The 18,422-nt window shown below is 37.1% G+C and carries 16 protein-coding genes and 5 tRNA genes; 10 read left to right on the top strand and 11 right to left on the bottom strand.

What is annotated here, in order from left to right:
- Positions 1 to 253: 253 nt before the first annotated feature.
- Entirely contained in the window at positions 254 to 1,609 is a 1,356-nt protein-coding gene (guaD, locus tag ACQCPR_RS02050) for a guanine deaminase (RefSeq protein WP_427138027.1), read from the top strand.
- A gap of 214 nt (positions 1,610 to 1,823) precedes the next feature.
- On the opposite strand, the gene ACQCPR_RS02045 is transcribed toward guaD, so the two are convergent.
- Both ACQCPR_RS02045 and ACQCPR_RS02040 read right to left on the bottom strand, forming a co-directional pair.
- A complete protein-coding gene (locus tag ACQCPR_RS02045) occupies positions 1,824 to 2,603 on the bottom strand; it encodes a YqhG family protein (protein WP_090564988.1) in 780 nt (259 codons plus the stop codon).
- Between the two features lie 26 nt (positions 2,604 to 2,629).
- Positions 2,630 to 4,168: an SNF2-related protein gene (locus ACQCPR_RS02040; protein ID WP_090564991.1), complete on the bottom strand. Its 1,539-nt coding sequence runs from the start codon at positions 4,166 to 4,168 to the stop codon at positions 2,630 to 2,632.
- 262 nt (positions 4,169 to 4,430) lie between these two features.
- Here ACQCPR_RS02040 and ACQCPR_RS02035 point away from each other — a divergent pair.
- The 5 genes from ACQCPR_RS02035 to ACQCPR_RS02015 all read left to right on the top strand — a co-directional run bounded on the left by ACQCPR_RS02035 (position 4,431) and on the right by ACQCPR_RS02015 (position 5,179).
- Positions 4,431 to 4,523 (top strand) — tRNA-Ser (locus tag ACQCPR_RS02035).
- 157 nt (positions 4,524 to 4,680) lie between these two features.
- Positions 4,681 to 4,755, top strand: a tRNA-Met gene (locus ACQCPR_RS02030).
- Between the two features lie 3 nt (positions 4,756 to 4,758).
- Positions 4,759 to 4,834: transfer RNA gene (locus tag ACQCPR_RS02025), tRNA-Asp, on the top strand.
- 193 nt (positions 4,835 to 5,027) lie between these two features.
- Positions 5,028 to 5,103: transfer RNA gene (locus tag ACQCPR_RS02020), tRNA-Phe, on the top strand.
- 5 nt (positions 5,104 to 5,108) lie between these two features.
- Positions 5,109 to 5,179: transfer RNA gene (locus ACQCPR_RS02015), tRNA-Gly, on the top strand.
- Positions 5,180 to 5,229: 50 nt separating this feature from the next.
- Here ACQCPR_RS02015 and tlp read toward each other — a convergent pair.
- On the bottom strand, positions 5,230 to 5,457 hold the full coding sequence (gene tlp / locus ACQCPR_RS02010; RefSeq protein WP_090564993.1) for a small acid-soluble spore protein Tlp: 228 nt from the start codon (positions 5,455 to 5,457) through the stop codon (positions 5,230 to 5,232).
- Between the two features lie 154 nt (positions 5,458 to 5,611).
- On the opposite strand from tlp, the gene ACQCPR_RS02005 reads away from it, so the two are divergent.
- The 3 genes from ACQCPR_RS02005 (at position 5,612) to ACQCPR_RS01995 (ending at position 8,148) form a co-directional block, all read left to right on the top strand.
- Positions 5,612 to 6,271 (top strand): hypothetical protein, encoded by a 660-nt coding sequence (locus ACQCPR_RS02005; protein WP_427138894.1) that lies wholly within the window; start codon positions 5,612 to 5,614, stop codon positions 6,269 to 6,271.
- Between the two features lie 123 nt (positions 6,272 to 6,394).
- Positions 6,395 to 7,270 (top strand): radical SAM/SPASM domain-containing protein, encoded by an 876-nt coding sequence (locus tag ACQCPR_RS02000; RefSeq protein WP_090564995.1) that lies wholly within the window; start codon positions 6,395 to 6,397, stop codon positions 7,268 to 7,270.
- 65 nt (positions 7,271 to 7,335) lie between these two features.
- Complete coding sequence (locus ACQCPR_RS01995) at positions 7,336 to 8,148, top strand: aldo/keto reductase (RefSeq protein ID WP_427138026.1); 813 nt, start codon at positions 7,336 to 7,338, stop codon at positions 8,146 to 8,148.
- Positions 8,149 to 8,201: 53 nt separating this feature from the next.
- Here the strand turns inward: ACQCPR_RS01995 and ACQCPR_RS01990 are convergent, their stop codons facing one another.
- The 5 genes from ACQCPR_RS01990 to xylA form a co-directional block, all read right to left on the bottom strand.
- Positions 8,202 to 9,260, bottom strand: coding sequence for an aldose epimerase family protein (locus ACQCPR_RS01990; RefSeq protein ID WP_427138025.1), 1,059 nt, complete (start codon positions 9,258 to 9,260; stop codon positions 8,202 to 8,204).
- A gap of 24 nt (positions 9,261 to 9,284) precedes the next feature.
- On the bottom strand, positions 9,285 to 10,277 hold the full coding sequence (locus tag ACQCPR_RS01985; RefSeq protein WP_090565001.1) for a Gfo/Idh/MocA family protein: 993 nt from the start codon (positions 10,275 to 10,277) through the stop codon (positions 9,285 to 9,287).
- Positions 10,278 to 10,336: 59 nt separating this feature from the next.
- The gene (locus ACQCPR_RS01980) at positions 10,337 to 11,320 is read right to left on the bottom strand and encodes an aldo/keto reductase (protein WP_427138024.1); all 984 of its coding nucleotides are present in this window, start codon (positions 11,318 to 11,320) and stop codon (positions 10,337 to 10,339) included.
- Positions 11,321 to 11,383: 63 nt separating this feature from the next.
- Positions 11,384 to 12,883: a xylulokinase gene (xylB, locus tag ACQCPR_RS01975; protein ID WP_427138023.1), complete on the bottom strand. Its 1,500-nt coding sequence runs from the start codon at positions 12,881 to 12,883 to the stop codon at positions 11,384 to 11,386.
- 30 nt (positions 12,884 to 12,913) lie between these two features.
- The gene (gene xylA / locus ACQCPR_RS01970; RefSeq protein WP_427138022.1) at positions 12,914 to 14,236 is read right to left on the bottom strand and encodes a xylose isomerase; all 1,323 of its coding nucleotides are present in this window, start codon (positions 14,234 to 14,236) and stop codon (positions 12,914 to 12,916) included.
- A gap of 177 nt (positions 14,237 to 14,413) precedes the next feature.
- Between xylA and ACQCPR_RS01965 the strand changes: the two genes are divergently transcribed.
- Complete coding sequence (locus tag ACQCPR_RS01965) at positions 14,414 to 15,052, top strand: YesL family protein (protein WP_427138021.1); 639 nt, start codon at positions 14,414 to 14,416, stop codon at positions 15,050 to 15,052.
- A gap of 102 nt (positions 15,053 to 15,154) precedes the next feature.
- On the opposite strand, the gene ACQCPR_RS01960 is transcribed toward ACQCPR_RS01965, so the two are convergent.
- The 3 genes from ACQCPR_RS01960 to ACQCPR_RS01950 form a co-directional block, all read right to left on the bottom strand.
- Positions 15,155 to 15,976, bottom strand: a complete 822-nt coding sequence (locus tag ACQCPR_RS01960; protein WP_090565010.1) for a carbohydrate ABC transporter permease — start codon at positions 15,974 to 15,976, stop codon at positions 15,155 to 15,157.
- A 12-nt stretch (positions 15,977 to 15,988) separates the two neighbouring features.
- The gene (locus ACQCPR_RS01955; protein ID WP_090565012.1) at positions 15,989 to 16,867 is read right to left on the bottom strand and encodes a carbohydrate ABC transporter permease; all 879 of its coding nucleotides are present in this window, start codon (positions 16,865 to 16,867) and stop codon (positions 15,989 to 15,991) included.
- A gap of 200 nt (positions 16,868 to 17,067) precedes the next feature.
- Positions 17,068 to 18,360, bottom strand: a complete 1,293-nt coding sequence (locus tag ACQCPR_RS01950) for an extracellular solute-binding protein (protein WP_427138020.1) — start codon at positions 18,358 to 18,360, stop codon at positions 17,068 to 17,070.
- Positions 18,361 to 18,422: the final 62 nt, after the last annotated feature.

Raw genomic sequence — 18,422 nt, 5'->3', positions numbered from 1 at the left:
TGAATGACATAATGTTGGGTTCTTAGACTTTTATTTAAAAAATGCCTCACCATTACGGTGGGGCTTTTATTGAATGAGAAAATATTAACATATTTGACTTTCTCGCTTATCCCGCTGGAGTCGCCACCTTTCACTCAATTAAGCAAGTAGTATCCAACAAGAAAAGTTTGCATAGCCTATCGCATGGCTAAGCTAAAGGTAATTGATCCATTACTTTGGTACAATAAACTTATTTAAATGAGGTGGGAATTTTATGAGAGATTATACACAGATTTTTCTAGGGACAGCTTTTACGAGCAAATCCCCAACAGAAGTACAAATATTAAAAAATAATCTTTTCTTTGTGAATGCAGATGGAATGATTGATAAAATTATTGCTCCGGAACATTCAGAATATCAAAATTTAGTCAGTTCCTATAAAGGAAAAGAAAATTTCCATCAGTTAGAGGATCATCAATATTTCTTGCCTGGATTTGTCGATTTACACGTCCATGCACCACAATGGGCGCAGGCAGGAACAGCGCTAGATATCCCACTAAATGATTGGTTAAATACATATACATTTCCAATTGAATCTAGGTTCGCGGATTTAGATTTCGCCAATAAAGTTTACAACGATGTTGTCAGTACCCTTCTAGCGAATGGAACAACGACGGTTCTTTATTTTGCAACAGTGCATAAAGAGGCAAGTATATTACTCGCACAAATATGCGCAGAAAAAGGCCAACGTGGACTCGTTGGAAAAGTAGTTATGGATAATCCCGAAGAAAATCCAGACTTCTATCGAGATACGGATACAAATACTGCTTTAGCCGATACAGAAGAATTTATACTAGCCGTTAAAGAATTAGGTGAGACTTCTAAGCAAGGAGTATATCCAGTTGTAACTCCTCGTTTTATACCAAGTTGTACTGATGAGGCATTACAAGGATTGGGAAATCTTGCAGCTAAATATAATACGCACATACAGTCTCACTGTAGTGAAAGTGATTGGGAGCATAAATACGTTCAGGATCGGTTTCAGAAAAATGATGCGTTCGCTTTAAATGATTTTGGTCTGTTAAGTGATAAATCCGTAATGGCACACTGTAATTTCATAAGTGACGAGGATGCTGATTTATTTGTTGAAACAGGAACTGCAATAGCTCATTGCCCTATTTCCAATGCCTACTTTGCCAATAGTGTCATCCCAATCGCACACTTCCATTCAAAGGGTGTAGAAATCGGGTTAGGGACAGATATATCAGGAGGTTTTTCTCCGAGTCTTTACGATAATATAAAACAATCGGTAATCTCCTCTAGAATGCTAGAGGATGGAGTGAATACAAAACTTCCGGCAGATGAACGTGGAGTTCCTGGGTCACGTGTCACAGTCAAAGAAGCCTTCTACCTCGCTACTGTAGGTGGAGGTGACAGTCTTAGCCTACCTATTGGTCGTTTAGCTGAAAATTATATTTGGGATGTACAAGTAATCGACACAACTAATCTCCCTCTTTATGATTCTAATCATGACTTACAGGATGCTTTTCAAAAAATGATGTATCTTATACGACCTGAAAATATACGAGAAGTTTGGGTTCAAGGAGAAAAAGTCCACTCTCGAGGTTAATAATGAATAACTTCTGAAGTTTTTGAAATCAAAAACTCAGAAAATTTTCATATACTTTAGTAAGTCAGTTACTGGTAAACCGCTGATAGGCAGCTAGCTCTAAATAGATTAGTATTAACCGTCTACTTCTGCCGCTTTATTTTTCTCATGAAGCTCACGCAAATAACATGAAACCCATCTTGAATAAAAATTCAAGATGGGTTTTTAGAGTGGCCTATTTTAAATAAAATAGGCCTCCATTTATAATTTCGATCTTTATTCTTGCTTCATACTGTTGTTGTAATGCTGTTTTCTCCATTTCGTAGCTCTCGGGTTTTTCTTCTACACCTTCATAGAAAAATTCTAATACTCGTATATCACGTTGCCACCTTTTTTCCGCTTGTGCTGCCCATGAATGATCATCATTCTGAATGAAGTTTTCAACTACTCCATCTAGCCGTTCTAAACCACGAATTGGTTTTATAACGAAAGGTAATAGAAAAGCATTAGGTGGCATTTCGGGAGCGATATTTGTCTCGCTTAAAGAAGCATGAAAGTCCGTTATGATACTGCCATTCATTAGATTAAGACCAAGTGAATGAAGCATTTCTTTCGTTTGGTTACTGTAATATGAAACTTTATAATTCACCACTAGCCACGGAGTTAAAATTGGACGTTTGTTCGATTCCTCCACTTGTTCAAACATTTGGATAAAAGTACCCATTTCATGCGTTACTTGAAAAAGTTGGCCAAGTCGTGGTGATCCGAAATGTACCAATTCTCCTTTAATGTTCTCTTTTAATTTTGTTTGGTCAGTTATTAATGTGAGCTGTGACGGACAAGGTACACCGCCAACGCTTTCAACGTATTGCCAATAATAGGGTCTATTCATTATTCGTTTATCCATATCAATCGTTAGCTGAACGGTAAGATAATGATCCGTATCATTCACAAACTGACAATTATTTTCAGTGAAAAAAGTACGCAAATAATGTTGAACCTGTTGCGGATACATATATATCCTCCTTTACATGTCCCAATTTAAATCGTTTTCTTGAAAGCGGACAATATATCATCTAAATCACCTACAACCTTTTCAAAAACATCAATTTTTTTGTAGAGCAGCTGCAAAATATCTATTTCAATGGTGTTATCAATTGCCAAATTGTATATATGAACATCATGTTCTTGGCCAAGCCGGTGCACACGTCCTATACGTTGTTCTAACTTCATCGGGTTCCACGGTAAATCGTAATTGATCACATGATGACAAAATTGAAGGTTAATACCTTCCCCACCAGATTCGGTAGCTATCAATACTTGGGCGTGTTCTTTGAATAAATGCTTCATATAATCTCGTTTATTTTTATTGAATTTCCCATTAAAAAGCACACTTGTAATACCTTTTGTATGCAAATACCACTGTAAGTAAGCTTGACTTGCTTTATATTCTGTAAAAATGATTACTTTATCCTTTGCTTGTGAAATTATTTCATATGCTTTTTCTGCTTTTGAGTTTGTCTCTAATGCCATCAATCTTTGCATAACATTTTCAACAGAAGCATTTTCCTCGGGATTTGAACAATTTTGCCGCATTTTATTTAATGTAAGAAATGTAGCTTCCTTACTACTACACATTTCCTTTTGAAGTGTAATCATCGAAAATGCACCTGAAAAAATAGGAGAGATATTTTTGAGGTTCACTATCATTTCATACACTTCTTTTTCTTCGTCAGAAAACTGTATCGGAATAATATTAACTTGGCGATTCGTCCATTCTATCCCTGTATCTTGTCTACGGTTTCGAACCATCACCTGGTTTACTAATTCTTTCAAGTAATCATCATGCTCTAAATCATGTTTGCTAGCAGAAAATGCCGACTGAAATGCCTCGTAGTTTCCAAGATGCCCAGGTTTTAATAGAGAAATGAGATTAAATAGTTCAAACACATCATTTTGAACAGGCGTAGCAGTTAACAGTAAGCAAAACTTTTTCTTTAAACTCTGCACAAATTCGTAAATTTTGGTTTTGTGATTTTTTAACTTATGCGCCTCATCAATAATAATCATGTCATAATCCTGTGCAAAGATGAGCTCTCTATGAGGACTTTTTTTCGCAGTATCCATACTTAAAACAACAACTTCACAATGTTCTAGTGGAGTATTTTTCTTATAAGGCACAGCTGGTATATAAAATTTATAATGCAGCTCTTCCACCCATTGATTGATAAGAGAGGCCGGAGCCAATATTAAAGCCTTCTTTACCAATCCACGAACAAGATATTCTTTCAATATCAAACCTGCTTCAATTGTTTTACCAAGTCCCACCTCATCAGCCAAAATTGCTTTTCCATTCATCCTTTCAATAACCGTTTCAGCAACATTCAATTGATGTTCGAGTGGTTTCAAATTAGTCAAATACTTAGGAGATTGAAGGCCAGTAAACTCAGTGATTAAATTGTTTTTCACAATTTCATAGCTCATATTATAAAGAGTCCAATTATCCCATGGCTCAATATTTTCCAAACGTTTGATTAAACCCTCTGCCCATTCCGATGACTTTTCTATAATCATTTTCATCACCTCATATTACTTTTCCTTAGGTTGTCCCAAAAATAGAAGTGTATGTTTAAGTTTGTGAAATAAAGAGAAAGTCGATTAGCAATAATTCTAGCTTAGTTAGATTTTCCTGATTTGAAATCACAGAGAATCTCACAAAGACTGCTGTTTTAAAACTAATTATTTTTTTCACAAAAAAAAAGATTGCCTTTCTGGTCGATAATGATATATAATATAAAAGTCGCAAATGATTTGAATTATATCAAATCTATTATTTAACCTCGGAGGAATACCCAAGTCCGGCTGAAGGGATCGGTCTTGAAAACCGACAGGCGGGTCATACCGCGCGGGGGTTCGAATCCCTCTTCCTCCTCCATTTTTATTTTTTTGTTGGTAGTTATAAATTTCTTATTGTCGCGGGTGGAGCAAATCGTCTAACGAAGATGACGATTAACACCGATGCAGGCGAAGCCGAAGCAGGTGTCCTACTTTTTTTGAGCGCAGTATCATGGTGTTTGTAAGTATTTTAACGTCGCGGGGTGGAGCAGTGGTAGCTCGTCGGGCTCATAACCCGAAGGTCGCAGGTTCAAATCCTGTCCCCGCAACCAAATGGTCCCGTGGTGTAGCGGTTAACATGCCTGCCTGTCACGCAGGAGATCGCCGGTTCGATCCCGGTCGGGACCGCCATTTATTATTTTGTGAGATTTAGGATAAGCAAGCTGACAAAGAGATTCGCAGCTTAGCACAAATCGATTAGAAGTTTGGAATAAGCAAACAGGTCGAGGAAACAAATGAGTGAAAGAAGGAACGTACTAAAGTACGTGACTGACTGAACGAATGAAGTTGACGAAGAGATGTGCAGCTTAGTGCAAACTGAATTGGCTCAGTAGCTCAGTCGGTAGAGCAAAGGACTGAAAATCCTTGTGTCGGCGGTTCGATTCCGTCCTGAGCCACCATATATGCGGGTGTAGTTTAGTGGTAAAACCTCAGCCTTCCAAGCTGATGATGAGAGTTCGATTCTCTTCACCCGCTTCATAATGTTAAAAGACCTATTGATCAAAAATCAATAGGTCTTTTTTTGATTATTTCTTTCGATTTTCTGCTTCGTCTAGAATTTCTCTTCGGAAACCTTCAATACTTTCTTTTCGACGTTCGTTTTTCTCTCTAATGGCTTCCCTATTGTTTCCAATGGTGTGTTCCATTGTTTCTTCAGCAGCTTCCATATTATCGATTGTGTTTTTTACCATTTTTTTTAGTTTTTTTGCATTATCTGAACGATCATCTGGGTTTGGTTTATTATTACGAGTCACTTCAATTCCTCCTCTTATTTTTTGTCATACAAATTTTATCGTCTCCTATCTTTTTAAAATTATTCGGTCGTACTTAATTTCTTTCATTCTCTGGAATAATTTTTTTTAGTTGGGACAAGATAGAAGGAGAAAATGATGAAGGGCGGTAATGACTATTACTACAGAATGGTTTGACAGAGTAACAGAGGAGCTACAGGATCACTTGAATTCGATTTGTGAAGAGTATGACCAAGTCGGTCATATGAATATTAACCGTGCTTCTAAACATCCAAGAATTGAATTTTTTGTTAGTACAGAAGACGAGGAACGAGACTATTTTTGTACCATTCTGTTTGATCCTTATAATGAAGAGTTCTATGTAGAAAGCTTTGATGTTGAACTTCTACAGCCTACCAGAATAATATTGGATGATATTACTGATATTGTAGAAGCTGTTCACGAAAGTTTTCACGAGTTTCTTACGGACGATAGTGATAGTGATAGTGAATTTTATTATTTGGACGATAATGATGATGACGACTTTGAAGATGACACTGACGAAATCACAGTCGAGGAAATTGATGTGGAATGGGAAACCCCTGAAGTCACTGCATTTCTAATAGATGATGAAATGGAAGTAACTTATCAGTTCGGTGTAGACAGCGCTAATGGTGATGGTGTTCTCCGTAGAGTGAGTCGTATTTGGACAGATGATGAAGAACTTGAAGACGAAAGTACATTTACTTTTAAAAAAGATGAAGCCAGCACTATTATAGCTATGATCGCTAGTCATATGGATAGAATGATCGGTTATGATGAAATTATAGACCTTTAATTTTATTACACCCCAATTGGTCAGTTGCCATTTGTGGGTGTTTTTTTATATTCAAAATCTAATCAACAATAGGAGATATTCTGATAAAATGAGAGTAATAAGAAATGGAATGGAGAACATACCTTGAAAACCTTTAAGAAAATGTATATTGAAATTACTAGCGTTTGTAATCTTGCTTGCAGCTTCTGTCCACCGACAAGTAGAGCAAAAAATATCCTCAAACTAGATGCATTTAATAAAACATTAGATGAGATTCGACCACATACAAAATATATTTACCTCCATGTAAAAGGTGAGCCACTTTTACATCCACGGGTGGATCAATTATTGGATGCTAGTCATGCCAAGGGTTTTAAAGTTAATATTACAACTAATGGTACCCTTATCAATAAAAATAGACATAAACTATTGGGCAAACCAGCACTTCGTCAAATCAATTTCTCTTTACATAGTTTCGATGGTCATGAAGGATCAGAAAATCGCGAGAAATATTTAGGAGATATTCTGGATTTTGTACGAGAAGCCAAGGAACACAATGTTATTATTTCCTACCGATTATGGAACTTACAGAGGGATCAAGTTTCAGAAGTTGCACAACGGAGAAATCGAGAAACATTGGAAATACTTGAAAAAGAATATAATCTAGATTTTAAAATTGAAGAAAAAGTACAACCTGGTAAAGGGATTAAAATCGCTCATAATGTCTATTTGAACCAGGATCATGAGTTTCAATGGCCGAGTTTACTTGCACCAGAGGATGATGGAAAAGGCTTTTGCCATGCTCTTCGCAACCAAGCGGCTATTCTCGTAGATGGAACCGTCGTACCATGTTGTCTAGATGGTGAAGGCGTTATTAACTTAGGTAATATCCATAATAATTCTTTCTCAGACATTATTGAGAGTGAACGGGCAAATAATTTGTATGATGGATTTACAAGAAGAGAAGCAGTCGAAGAAATGTGCAGAAAATGTGGATATAGACAGAGGTTTGGAGTTTGAAGCACTTCTAATGGAAACTAAGTGGTGCAAATGGTAATATTAAATTTTCGAGAGGAGAGATAAATATGGAATTTATTACACTTAGCAATGGTTTGAAAATCCCTCAAATTGGTTTTGGGGTGTGGCAAGTTGACAACGAAACAGAAGCTCCCGCTGCTGTAGAAGAAGCTTTGCGAGTCGGTTATCGTCATATTGATACTGCTGCTACTTATGGAAATGAAGAAGGAGTCGCAAAAGGAATTACTGCTTCTTGTGTTGCACGTGAGGACATCTTCCTAACTTCAAAAATCTGGAACGATGATATACGTGCCGGCCGTACAAAAGAAGCATTCCAAGAATCTCTTAACCGCCTAAAAACTGATTATTTGGATTTATGTTTAATCCATTGGCCAGTTGATGGTATTGTAGAAGCGTGGCGTGCACTTATTGAGCTGTACAATGAAGGAAAGATAAAAGCAATCGGCGTATCCAATTTTAAAGAACATCACTTGGAACAATTAGAAGCAGCTGGATTGATGACTCCTATGGTCAATCAGATTGAGCTACACCCGCAATTACCACAGCACGACTATGTGAATTATTTATCCAAAAAAGGTATTCATGTAGAGGCTTGGAGCCCACTAATGCAAGGAAAGTTCTTGGATTTTGATTTATTCAACCAGTTAGCTGAAAAGTACGGGAAGTCTCCATCACAAATAGTACTTCGCTGGCATTTACAGTTAGGTAGAGTTGCTTTGCCAAAATCGATTACCCCTACTCGCATTAAAGAAAATTTTGATGTCTTTGACTTCGAGTTATCCTCTGAGGATATGGAAGCAATTGCCACTTTAGCTACTAATGTTCGCATGGGTCCTGACCCGGATGAAATTCAATTTTAATAGAAAAAAATGCCGGAAGAAGTGTCTATATACTTCTCTCGGCATTTTTATTATCATTCAATCATGGTAACCCCAAAAGAATAAGTAGTTGTTGATTTATACTCTTTTCCTGCTTGTAGGATGGACGAAGGAAAATGAGGATGATGGATGGAATCAGGTGGACCTTGTGTTTCTAAGCATATACCTAAATAATCCCTTAGTTGTTCTCCTCTCATTATTTCAGAGTTGCCCAAGTTATTGCCTGTATAGAGAACAACGGCAGTTTCTGTCGTTTCTACTACCAGTTGCCGACCACTTGCCTCATCCGTTAATACCATTACACTTGATTCGTTTTCTTTCAATAAAAATGGATGATCATAACCGTTGCCTACTAATACATTTTGGGGATGAACAGAAGTTGCTCCATCAGCAATTTTACGACTCTCTCGAAAATCGAATACAGAATTCTCTACTGGAACTAAATTTCCAGTTGGAATAAACTCCTCATTCAACTCCAAATAAGCAGGACTATCAATCATTAGTTCATGATCTAATACATCCCTTTTCAGATTTCCACTAAGATTAAAATACGAATGGTTCGTTACATTTAATAATGTGTCCTTATCGGAAATACCCGAGTATGTAATAGATAACGTATCTTCATCATGTAGAATTCTATAAGCTACTTTCATCTCCAGGTTTCCGGGGTAACCCTCTTCTCGATCTCGGCTTAAATAAGTAAACTCGATTGTTGTTTCGTGGTCACCTTCCAGTATAGTAGAATTCCATAATACATGACTGAATCCTTTAGGACCTCCATGTAAATGGTTGTTATTCTCATTCATAGGAATATTGTAGACATCCTCTCCTAAACGGAAGGAACCTCCCTTAATACGACCAGCAACTCTACCTACAACCGCTCCTAAATACTTGGCATTTCGACCGTATTCCTCTAATGTATCGTATCCTAATACTACATTTTCATATTTCCCCCTTCGATCAGATGCTAAAATTTCCGTAATTACGCAACCATAATTCATGCAGGATACTTCAAAACCGTTTTTATTTCTTACTGTAAATAATGTAACGGGTCGATCATCTATAAATCCAAATAGCTTCTCTTGCACTAACACTCACCAATTCAACCCTCTCTTATGTTACTTTATCACTGCGAGTTCTCCAGTTTGAATAGATTGATAACAAGCTTCTATTACTCGCATATTATTAATAGTAGAAATCCCTGTAATTTCTGGATCACCATTTGTTTGTATGACATCTGAAAAATGCTCAACTTCAAGTCGGTATAAATCCCCGTATACACTCTCTTCACGAACCATATTTGCTACTTGTGTAATAACTTTTCCTACTCCTCCATTGTTATCTGGTCGGAAGGCAAAAGGTACTTTGATCGTGCCTTTTGTACCTATTACTTCATACTCATTCCTACCAGTCATATCAAAGCTACAGTCAAATATAGCCCGCACGTTTCTACCCATGTTTAAATATCCAAATGTACTCGTATCTACACCTGTTTCAGGGTCTAATTCCGCAAAACATTGCACAGAAACCGGTTCTGAATCTAACAAATAGCGAATTACATGAATGCTATAACAACCAACGTCATAAAGAGCCCCACCACCCATCGCTTTGTCCATTCTAAATTTATCAACACGGGATTGTAAGTAAAAGGAATGACTCGATTTGATAAGCTTTATATCCCCAATTTCGCCTGAGGAAATAATTTCTTTCACTCGCTGATGCTGTGGGTGTAACTGATACATGAAGGCTTCCATGAACTTAACGTTGTTTTCACGACATACTTCTACCATCTCTTCAGCTTCTCGGGCTGTTAGCGCCACTGGCTTTTCGCAGAGTATGTGCTTTCCTTGCTTAGCCGCTTTAAATACCCATTCCTTATGTAAATGATTAGGAAGTGGAATGTAAACAGCTTCTATTTCTGAATCGTTTAGAAGCTCTTCATAGCTTTCATAGGACTTAGTAATACCTAATTTAGAGGCTACTGGATGCACTTGACTTCCACGACTCGAAATTGCTACTAGCTCTGCATTACTTGCTCTGGAAATTGCAGGTATTAGTTGTTGCTGTGCGATATTTGCCGTACTTAATACTCCCCAACGAATGTTCTTCATCCAATCATCCACCTTTACTTTTAAAATTCAATAACTCGTTTCATTCACACAGAAAGTTACTAATAAACTCCTTTAATTTCACTGTGGACTTCTTCTTTATAAAATTTAGCTAGTTTCAGCATTTCTTCTGCTGTATATGAACTTACATTCACCGCTTGCAAGTTATCCTTTACTTGAGCAACTGTTTTAAAGCCTGGTATGACACATGAAATTTCATCATGCTCCAATATCCACTTCAATGCAGCGCGGGTCATATTATCTCTACCTTCCGCGATCCATTTTAGCTTTCCTGCTAATTCCACGCCTTTTTCTAATCCTAGTCCCGCAAAGGTTTCACCAACATTAAACGCTTCTCCACTTTGGTTAAAGTTACGATGATCGTCTGATTCAAACTTGCTATCTACATTAAATTTTCCAGTCAGCAGTCCACTAGCAAGTGGAACTCGCGCAAGAATCCCAACACCCTTTTCCTTTGCTTTAGGAAATAAATCATCCAACGGCTTTTGTCGGAAGATGTTGAAAATTACTTGAAGGCTACGAACATTAGGCTGCTCCAAACATAGTAATCCTTCCTCAACTGTTTCTACACTGACACCGTAATAGCGAATTTTCCCTTGCTCCTTTAAACGATCAAGTACATCAAATAATTGACCCTCCTTTAAAATTTCTAGAGGTGGACAGTGAATTTGAAACAAATCAATTTGCTCTCTCCCAAGTCGTCTTAAGCTATCCTCACAGTATTTAGTTACACTTCCCATGGAATATGTATGATGATCATGCACATCAGCTGCTCTACAAAATTTCGTAGCAATATGGATATCTGCATGCTTTCCTTGTGTTGCTTTAGCTAAAAGCTCTTCGCTATGCCCATCACCATATACATCCGCAGTATCGAAAAAGTTTACCCCGTTACCAATTGCATAATCTAGTGCTTTTAATGATTCCTCGTCATTTGTTTTTCCCCATGCTCCACCTATTGCCCAAGTACCAAAGCTTAACTCACTTACCTGTAAATCTGTACTGCCAATTTGACGATAATTCATCTTACTACTCCTCCCTTTTGTAAATAAGAGCCCCAACTATATAGTTGAGACTCTTCATCATCCTTACTTACGGAATTCCAAAAGTTCTTTATTTAGACTCTTCGTTTGACTGTAGACTTCTTGATAAATAGGAAATAACTTCTTATACTTTTCCACATTTGCTTCAATAGGATTAAACTGTTTATCTTCCTTTAAAAACTCATCTGCACAACCTTTTAATGAGTCAAACCATTGACATCCATAAGCCGCCAGCATCGCTGCTCCCATTCCTGGTCCCTGTTCGCTAGTTAACCGAACAATTTTTGCATCGAAAATGTCTGCTTGCATTTGAAGCCAATCATCATTTTGTGCACCGCCGCCAATAGATACAATTGTATCTATCAACTTTCCATTTTTCCGAAAAATTTCAATAGATTCATGCAAGGAGAATGTTATTCCTTCTAAAACAGCACGAACAAAGTCTTTACGCTGATGCGAACTATCCATTCCGATGAAACTAGCACGAATAATTGCATCTGCATGCGGGGTTCTTTCACCAACTAGATAAGGGGTAAATAGCAATCCATGTGACCCTATCGGAACATTCCCTACCCCAGATAATAATTCCTGGAACGACTCTTCACTTGCAAAAACCTCTTTAAACCAAGTCAAACTATGACCTGCGGCAAGTGTTACACCCATTGTGTAAAAGGATTCTGATGCTCCGTGATTAAAATAATGAACCTTCCCCTCGAAATCCTTATCCGAGTTTGCTTCATACGATAGTACAACACCAGATGTTCCTATGCTACAAAGTGTTTTTCCATCCTCTAAAATTCCTGAGCCAATTGCACCACAAGCATTATCCGCACCACCTGCAAACACACGAGTTGTTGCTGAAAGACCGGTAGCTTGTGCAACACTTAAAGAAATAGTACCAACTTCGTCATGCGAATTTAACAATGGTGGACACAGACTAGGTTCGATATCCAATGACGCACATATGGTTGTGCTCCATTCTTTCCTACTAACATCCAATAGAAGTGTTCCTGCAGCATCCGAATACTCCATATGAAGCTGGCCTGTGAGCCTGTATCGTAAATAGTCCTTCGGGAGTACAAATGTCTTTGCCTGCTCAAATATTTGTGCTTCATGTTCTTTGACCCATAATATTTTTGGCAAAGTAAAACCCTCTAAAGCAGGATTTTTTGTTATTTCAAGCAGTCTATCATCACCTATCACATCATAAATTTGCTGACACTGAGCTGTAGTGCGTGTATCATTCCAGAGAATTGCAGGACGTAAAACATCATTTTTCTTATCTAATAGAACAAGGCCATGCATTTGTCCTGAAAAACTCATCCCTTCAATATTCGCTACATCCCCTTTGAAATCCTTCAATAGTTCCTTTAATCCCAATAGAGTTTGGTCCACCCAGTGCTCTGGGTTTTGTTCACTATAGCCCGTTTTCTCCTGTATTAAAGGATAGGATTTCGATACACTTCGAACAACTTCCCCATTTTTATTAACTAGCAATATTTTCACAGCGCTCGTTCCTAAATCTACACCAATAACATATTTCATAGCTCAGCTCTCCTACCAAATGCATTCAAATTATTTATTAAATGATTGCAATAAATACTGATTGATTGTCGCCTTGATTTGCTCCAAACGTCCAGAAGTCTGTTTAATATCTTGAAGTCCCAAAGCATACGCTTCTAGCTTATGGAAATCTGTTTTGGCTTCTACAATATCTAGTCCGATACCTTCTTTATACGTTTTGTAGCGTTCATCCACAACATTTTCAAGCACTTTATCATCTATCAAGTTTTGTGCAACTCGCAAACCTACTGCAAAAGCATCCATACCAGCAATATGTGCATGGAATAGATCCTCCGGTTCAAATGACGCTCTTCTAACTTTCGCATCAAAGTTTAAACCTCCCCTGCCTAGTCCACCGTTTTGCAAAATTTCATACATTGCAAGAGTTGTAGTCCATAGATCTGTTGGGAACTCATCTGTATCCCAGCCTAGAAGTGGGTTACCTTGGTTCGCATCAACGGAACCTAACATATTATTAATACGAGCATAATGAAGCTCATGCTCAAATGTGTGACCAGCAAGTGTTGCATGGTTTGCTTCGATATTAAATTTAAATGAATTTTCTAAGCCGTAGCTTTGTAAAAATGCATGGGCAGTTGCAACATCATAATCGTATTGGTGAGTAGAAGGCTCTTTTGGTTTTGGTTCGATTAAGAATTGTGCATCAAATTCAATTTCTTTAGCATAGTCTACAGCCATATGATAAAAGCGAGATAAGTTATCCAACTCTAGTTTCATATTTGTATTTAGTAAAGTATCATAGCCTTCGCGTCCACCCCAGAAAACGTAATTTTGTGCGCCAAGCTCCTTACCAATTTCTAATCCTTTTTTCACTTTAGCAGCAGAGTATGCAAAAACATCTGCATTACTTGAAGTTGCTGCGCCATGAACAAAGCGAGGATGCGTAAAGTTATTCGCCGTATTCCAAAGCAATTTTGCTTTACTATTTTTCATATAATCCTTTATCATGCTAACAATCACATCTAAGTTATGATTACTTTCTTTAAGATTACTTCCTTCCGGTGCAATATCGATATCATGGAAGCAGAAGAACGGGACATCCATCTTTTCATAAAACTCAAACGATGCCTCTACTCGCGCTTTTGCTAAATCCAGCCCACTAAACTTATCCCAAGGGCGGTTCATACTTCCTGCTCCGAAAGGGTCCGATCCATCCATCGTAAACGTATGCCAGTAAGAAACAGCGTACCTTAAAATTTCTTCCATCGTTTTACCGCCAATTTTCTCTTCTGGATTATAAAATTTAAACGCATAAGGATTTTTTGAAGTTGCACCTTCAAATTTAACTTTCTCGACATTTTGGAAATAGACCATTATTTTTACCTCCTGAATTTTATCTACACTAATCACCGACGGTTTTTGTGTGAAATTAGATTGTTTAATTAGTTTGTTAATCATACGAACAAAGTTGTATTATTGTAAATAAAAAGTGTATGCTATTAATAATTATTAAACTCTTGCAAATAAATTGATAACAAAGGACGGTTCTCTATGAATGCAACAAGTAGTTTTATATATAATATTGCCGAATGGATTACGAAATTTGCCTATTTAAACTTGCTATGGATTTTATTTACGATACTAGGCGGTGTGATTTTCGGGTTTTTCCCTTCAACTATTTCGATGTTTGCCATAGTGAGAGAATGGTTGAAAGGTGAAACAGATATACCATTGTTTAGCACCTTTTGGAAATGTTACCGAGATGAATTCGTTAAAAGCAACTTGTTAGGAGTCATAGTCACGCTAATTACAGCTATTATAGTATTGGATATTTTTTACATACAATCTACTGATAGCAATTTGTTAACTTGGACTTACCTGCCATTGTTTGCTTTTATGTTAATATTCATCATGTTTCTATTTTATCTTTTTCCTTCTTTTGTACACTTCAACTTAAAGTTAGGACAAGTTATCAAAAATTCATTTTTTATCATGCTTATTAATCCAATTACAACTCTACTAATTTTCCTAAGCCTATTACCATTTTTCTACTTAATAAGCCTTCTCCCAGCAATCGGATTCATATTTGGCGGAAGTGTATACGCTTTTATATCGATGAGGTTTAGTTTACATGCATTTCAGAAAGTCAGCGAAAAGCAAGAAGCATTAAAAATGAGCAATGAAATATAATTTCCCATAGCGTGAAGTTATTTTCTTGTTGTCTAATTCCTGTGCCTAGCCCTTCAAGTCTCTTTAGGATTCAGGGCTTACATAGGCACATGATTTTTCTTCTTACCCTTTTACAGCACTTGCAGAAATACCTTCCACTACTTTATTGCTAAAGAAGATAAAAGCAATAATGATTGGTAGTACACTTATGATAAGAGTTGCCCCTATTGCACCCCAATCCGTCATATATTGACCGATGAAATTTTGGATACCTACTGTTAATGTTTTGTATTTCTCAGAGCTTATAAACGTATTAACGAACACAAACTCATTCCAGTTATAAATCATATTAATAACAACAGTAGTTGACATTACTGGCACTGTCATAGGTAGAATAACTTGGAAAAACATTCGATTCACTGAGCAACCATCTATAACGGCTGCTTCCTCTATTTCCCTCGGCAGCGTGTAATAGAAACCCAGTAAAATCATCATCGTAATTGGTAGATTATAGGCTGTATATGTAATTACAACTCCCAGCGGATTATCTATTAAATTTACACTTAAAAACATACTGTATAGAGGAATTAATGCTGAATGGATAGGAATCATAAGCCCTATGATGAACAAGCTAAGAACTGCCCCACTTAACTTCCATCTCATTCGAGTTATCGCAAATGTTGCCATACTTGCAAAAAGTACGGTTAACACTATCGCTAGTGCCGTGATCCAAACACTATTAAAGAAGTAAACTCCTATACCTCCATCCCACACTTTTAGATAGTTTTCCCATCTAAACTCCGAAGGTAATGCAAATGGTGAACCCGCAAATATTTCTCGATTATCTTTTAATGAGAAGATGAATAACCATATTAGCGGGACGATTTGAAACAATGCTACAACCAATAGACTAAAATATAGAAAAAAGTAGCCTACACGCTTCATATACAAACCTCCTTAATATTCTATTCTCTCTTTTGGTGTAGTTAATTTACGAACGATAAAGGTTACGATTAATGTAATGATTAAAAGCAGGAATCCAATTGCACTTCCGTACCCAAAGTTATAGCTGGAAAATGCTAACTTATACATATAGGATGCCATTACTTCACTTGCACCATTCGGTCCACCAGAAGTCATCACATATATTAAATCAAAATATTTTAACGATCCAACTATTGCTAGGACGACCGTCACACTTACTACTTCCTTGATCAAAGGCAACTTAATCTTCGTAGCAATTTGGAATGCTGAAGCACCATCGATTCTCGCCGCTTCGATTAATGACTCCGGAATATTCTTTAATGCAGCATAGTAAATCAAAATATAAAAGCCCGCATATTGCCACAAAATTGGGATGAAAATTGCAAATAAAACTAAAGATGGATCTGCCAACCAAGCAGGAGGATTTTCCACTCCTATTTGTTTAAGAAACACATTTAAAATACCATTCGATGGGTTATACACTTTAATCCAAAGCTGTGCAATCGCAACAGAGGACAATAGCATCGGTATTAAATATATCTTTCTCAATAAATCCGATCCTTTTATCTTGGATGCCAAGATGAAAGATATGGTCAAATAAATGCCTAAACTCAGTGTGGAGAATATCGCCAGTAAAAACGAATGATAGGCACTACTCCAAAACTTCATATCTTGCAGACCATTTATATAATTCTCTAATCCAATGAATGTTTTATCCCCTATTCCATCCCACTCCATTAAGCCATAATACCCTGATAGAATTAGTGGAATGAATACTAACACCAGAACTAGCAACAGTGCAGGAGAAATATATAAAGCTATTAACAGTTTGTTAGACATTACCTTGTTCAAAACAGTCAACTCCTTCCTTACCAGGTAGAGAAGGGCTATCCAACTAGGCAGGATAACCCTCGTTTTTAGAAATTCTCTTTTTAATCCAAAGTCTGATTAATGTTGGTTTCCACTTTAGAGGCGGATACTTTCCGTGGGCACGGCTCCAATCAACGAAGTCTACTTTATAATAAGTTAATTATGAAATTGACTCGTTCATTCTATTTTGAAAGGGCATCCTCATGTGCTTTTGCAAATTCTTCAGGAGTCATTTCTTTTCCAAATAGGGCTTGAATCGAGTCTAAATGTACTTGTGCTACATCTGGACTCATTTGAACATCCGCAAATAGCGTAATATTACTTGCTTCATTTAATTCATTTAAAATATCAATATACATTTCCGGAAGATCTAATGAATCAGCATCCACTTTAGTTGCAGGGATTACGCCAGCTTGTGTAACTGCTTTTTCTCCCCATTGCTTAACAAAGTACGCTGCAAAATCTTTCGCTTCTTCTTTTACTTTAGAATCCTCAGCTACGAATAGTCCAACTCCAGGACCACCAACAAAACTATTCATATCCCCGTTTCCATCTACTGTAGGGAACTTCAGGTATTCAACGGAATCTCTAAATTCCTGCGGCACAGTTTCATTCGTAGTATAGTTTGGCAAATCCCAAGTTGCGATTAAATACATTGGCACTTGCTCACTCATGAACATACTTTTTGCTTCCTCATCTGCTAATCCGTTAAATCCATTAACAAATGCACCCATATCTACAAGGTCTTGAACCTTTTGCGCTGCTTCTACTAATGCAGGATCTTCGAAAGAACCTGAGCGATCGATTGCCTTATTTAGAACTTCAGCCCCACCAAGGCGGTCCGCTAGATACATATACCAAAGCGATCCTGTCCAAGCATCTTTATTTCCTAATGCAATTGGATCAATTCCATCTTCTTTGAATACTTTTATTACATTCTCTAATTCTTCAAAAGTTTTTGGTGCTTCTAAACCTTGTTCATCAAACATCGCTTTATTATAGTAAAGAGTTACAATGTTCAACTCTAATGGTAAACCATATGTCTTACCATCTAATGCATATGCTTCTGCAGTTCCCGGTACAAAGCTATCACTTAGTTGATCTCCAATAACATCATCTAATGGGGCGAACATGTTACCACCAACATAAGGCTCTAAGAAACCTGCTGCCCAAGTCATTCCTACATCAGGAAGTTCTTTAGATGTCGATAAAACTCTCAGTTTATCTTTATATTGTTCGTTACTTAACACTTCGAGATCGACTTTAACCCCTTCATGTTCTTTTTCATAATCCGCTATTATTTCATTTACAACATCGTAATGCTGCTTGGAGCTTCCTTCTGGCCATAAATGCATAAACTTTATTTCTTTGTCTCCACTTGAACTTGATGATGATTCACTTGAATCTGAACACCCTGCCAATAAATAAAATACAGAAGCAAATAATAGAACTTTAATCATTTTGTTGATTTTCATTCTTATTTCCCCCACCCCAATTATTTTTACAACAATATTCTGAATATTGTATGCGGTTTCAT

Origin of the sequence: Psychrobacillus psychrodurans, from assembly GCF_050209195.1 — a bacterium.
Lineage (GTDB): Bacteria > Bacillota > Bacilli > Bacillales_A > Planococcaceae > Psychrobacillus > Psychrobacillus psychrodurans.
Note: the sequence above shows the minus strand (reverse complement) of the source record. Positions and strands in the feature narration are given on the sequence as shown.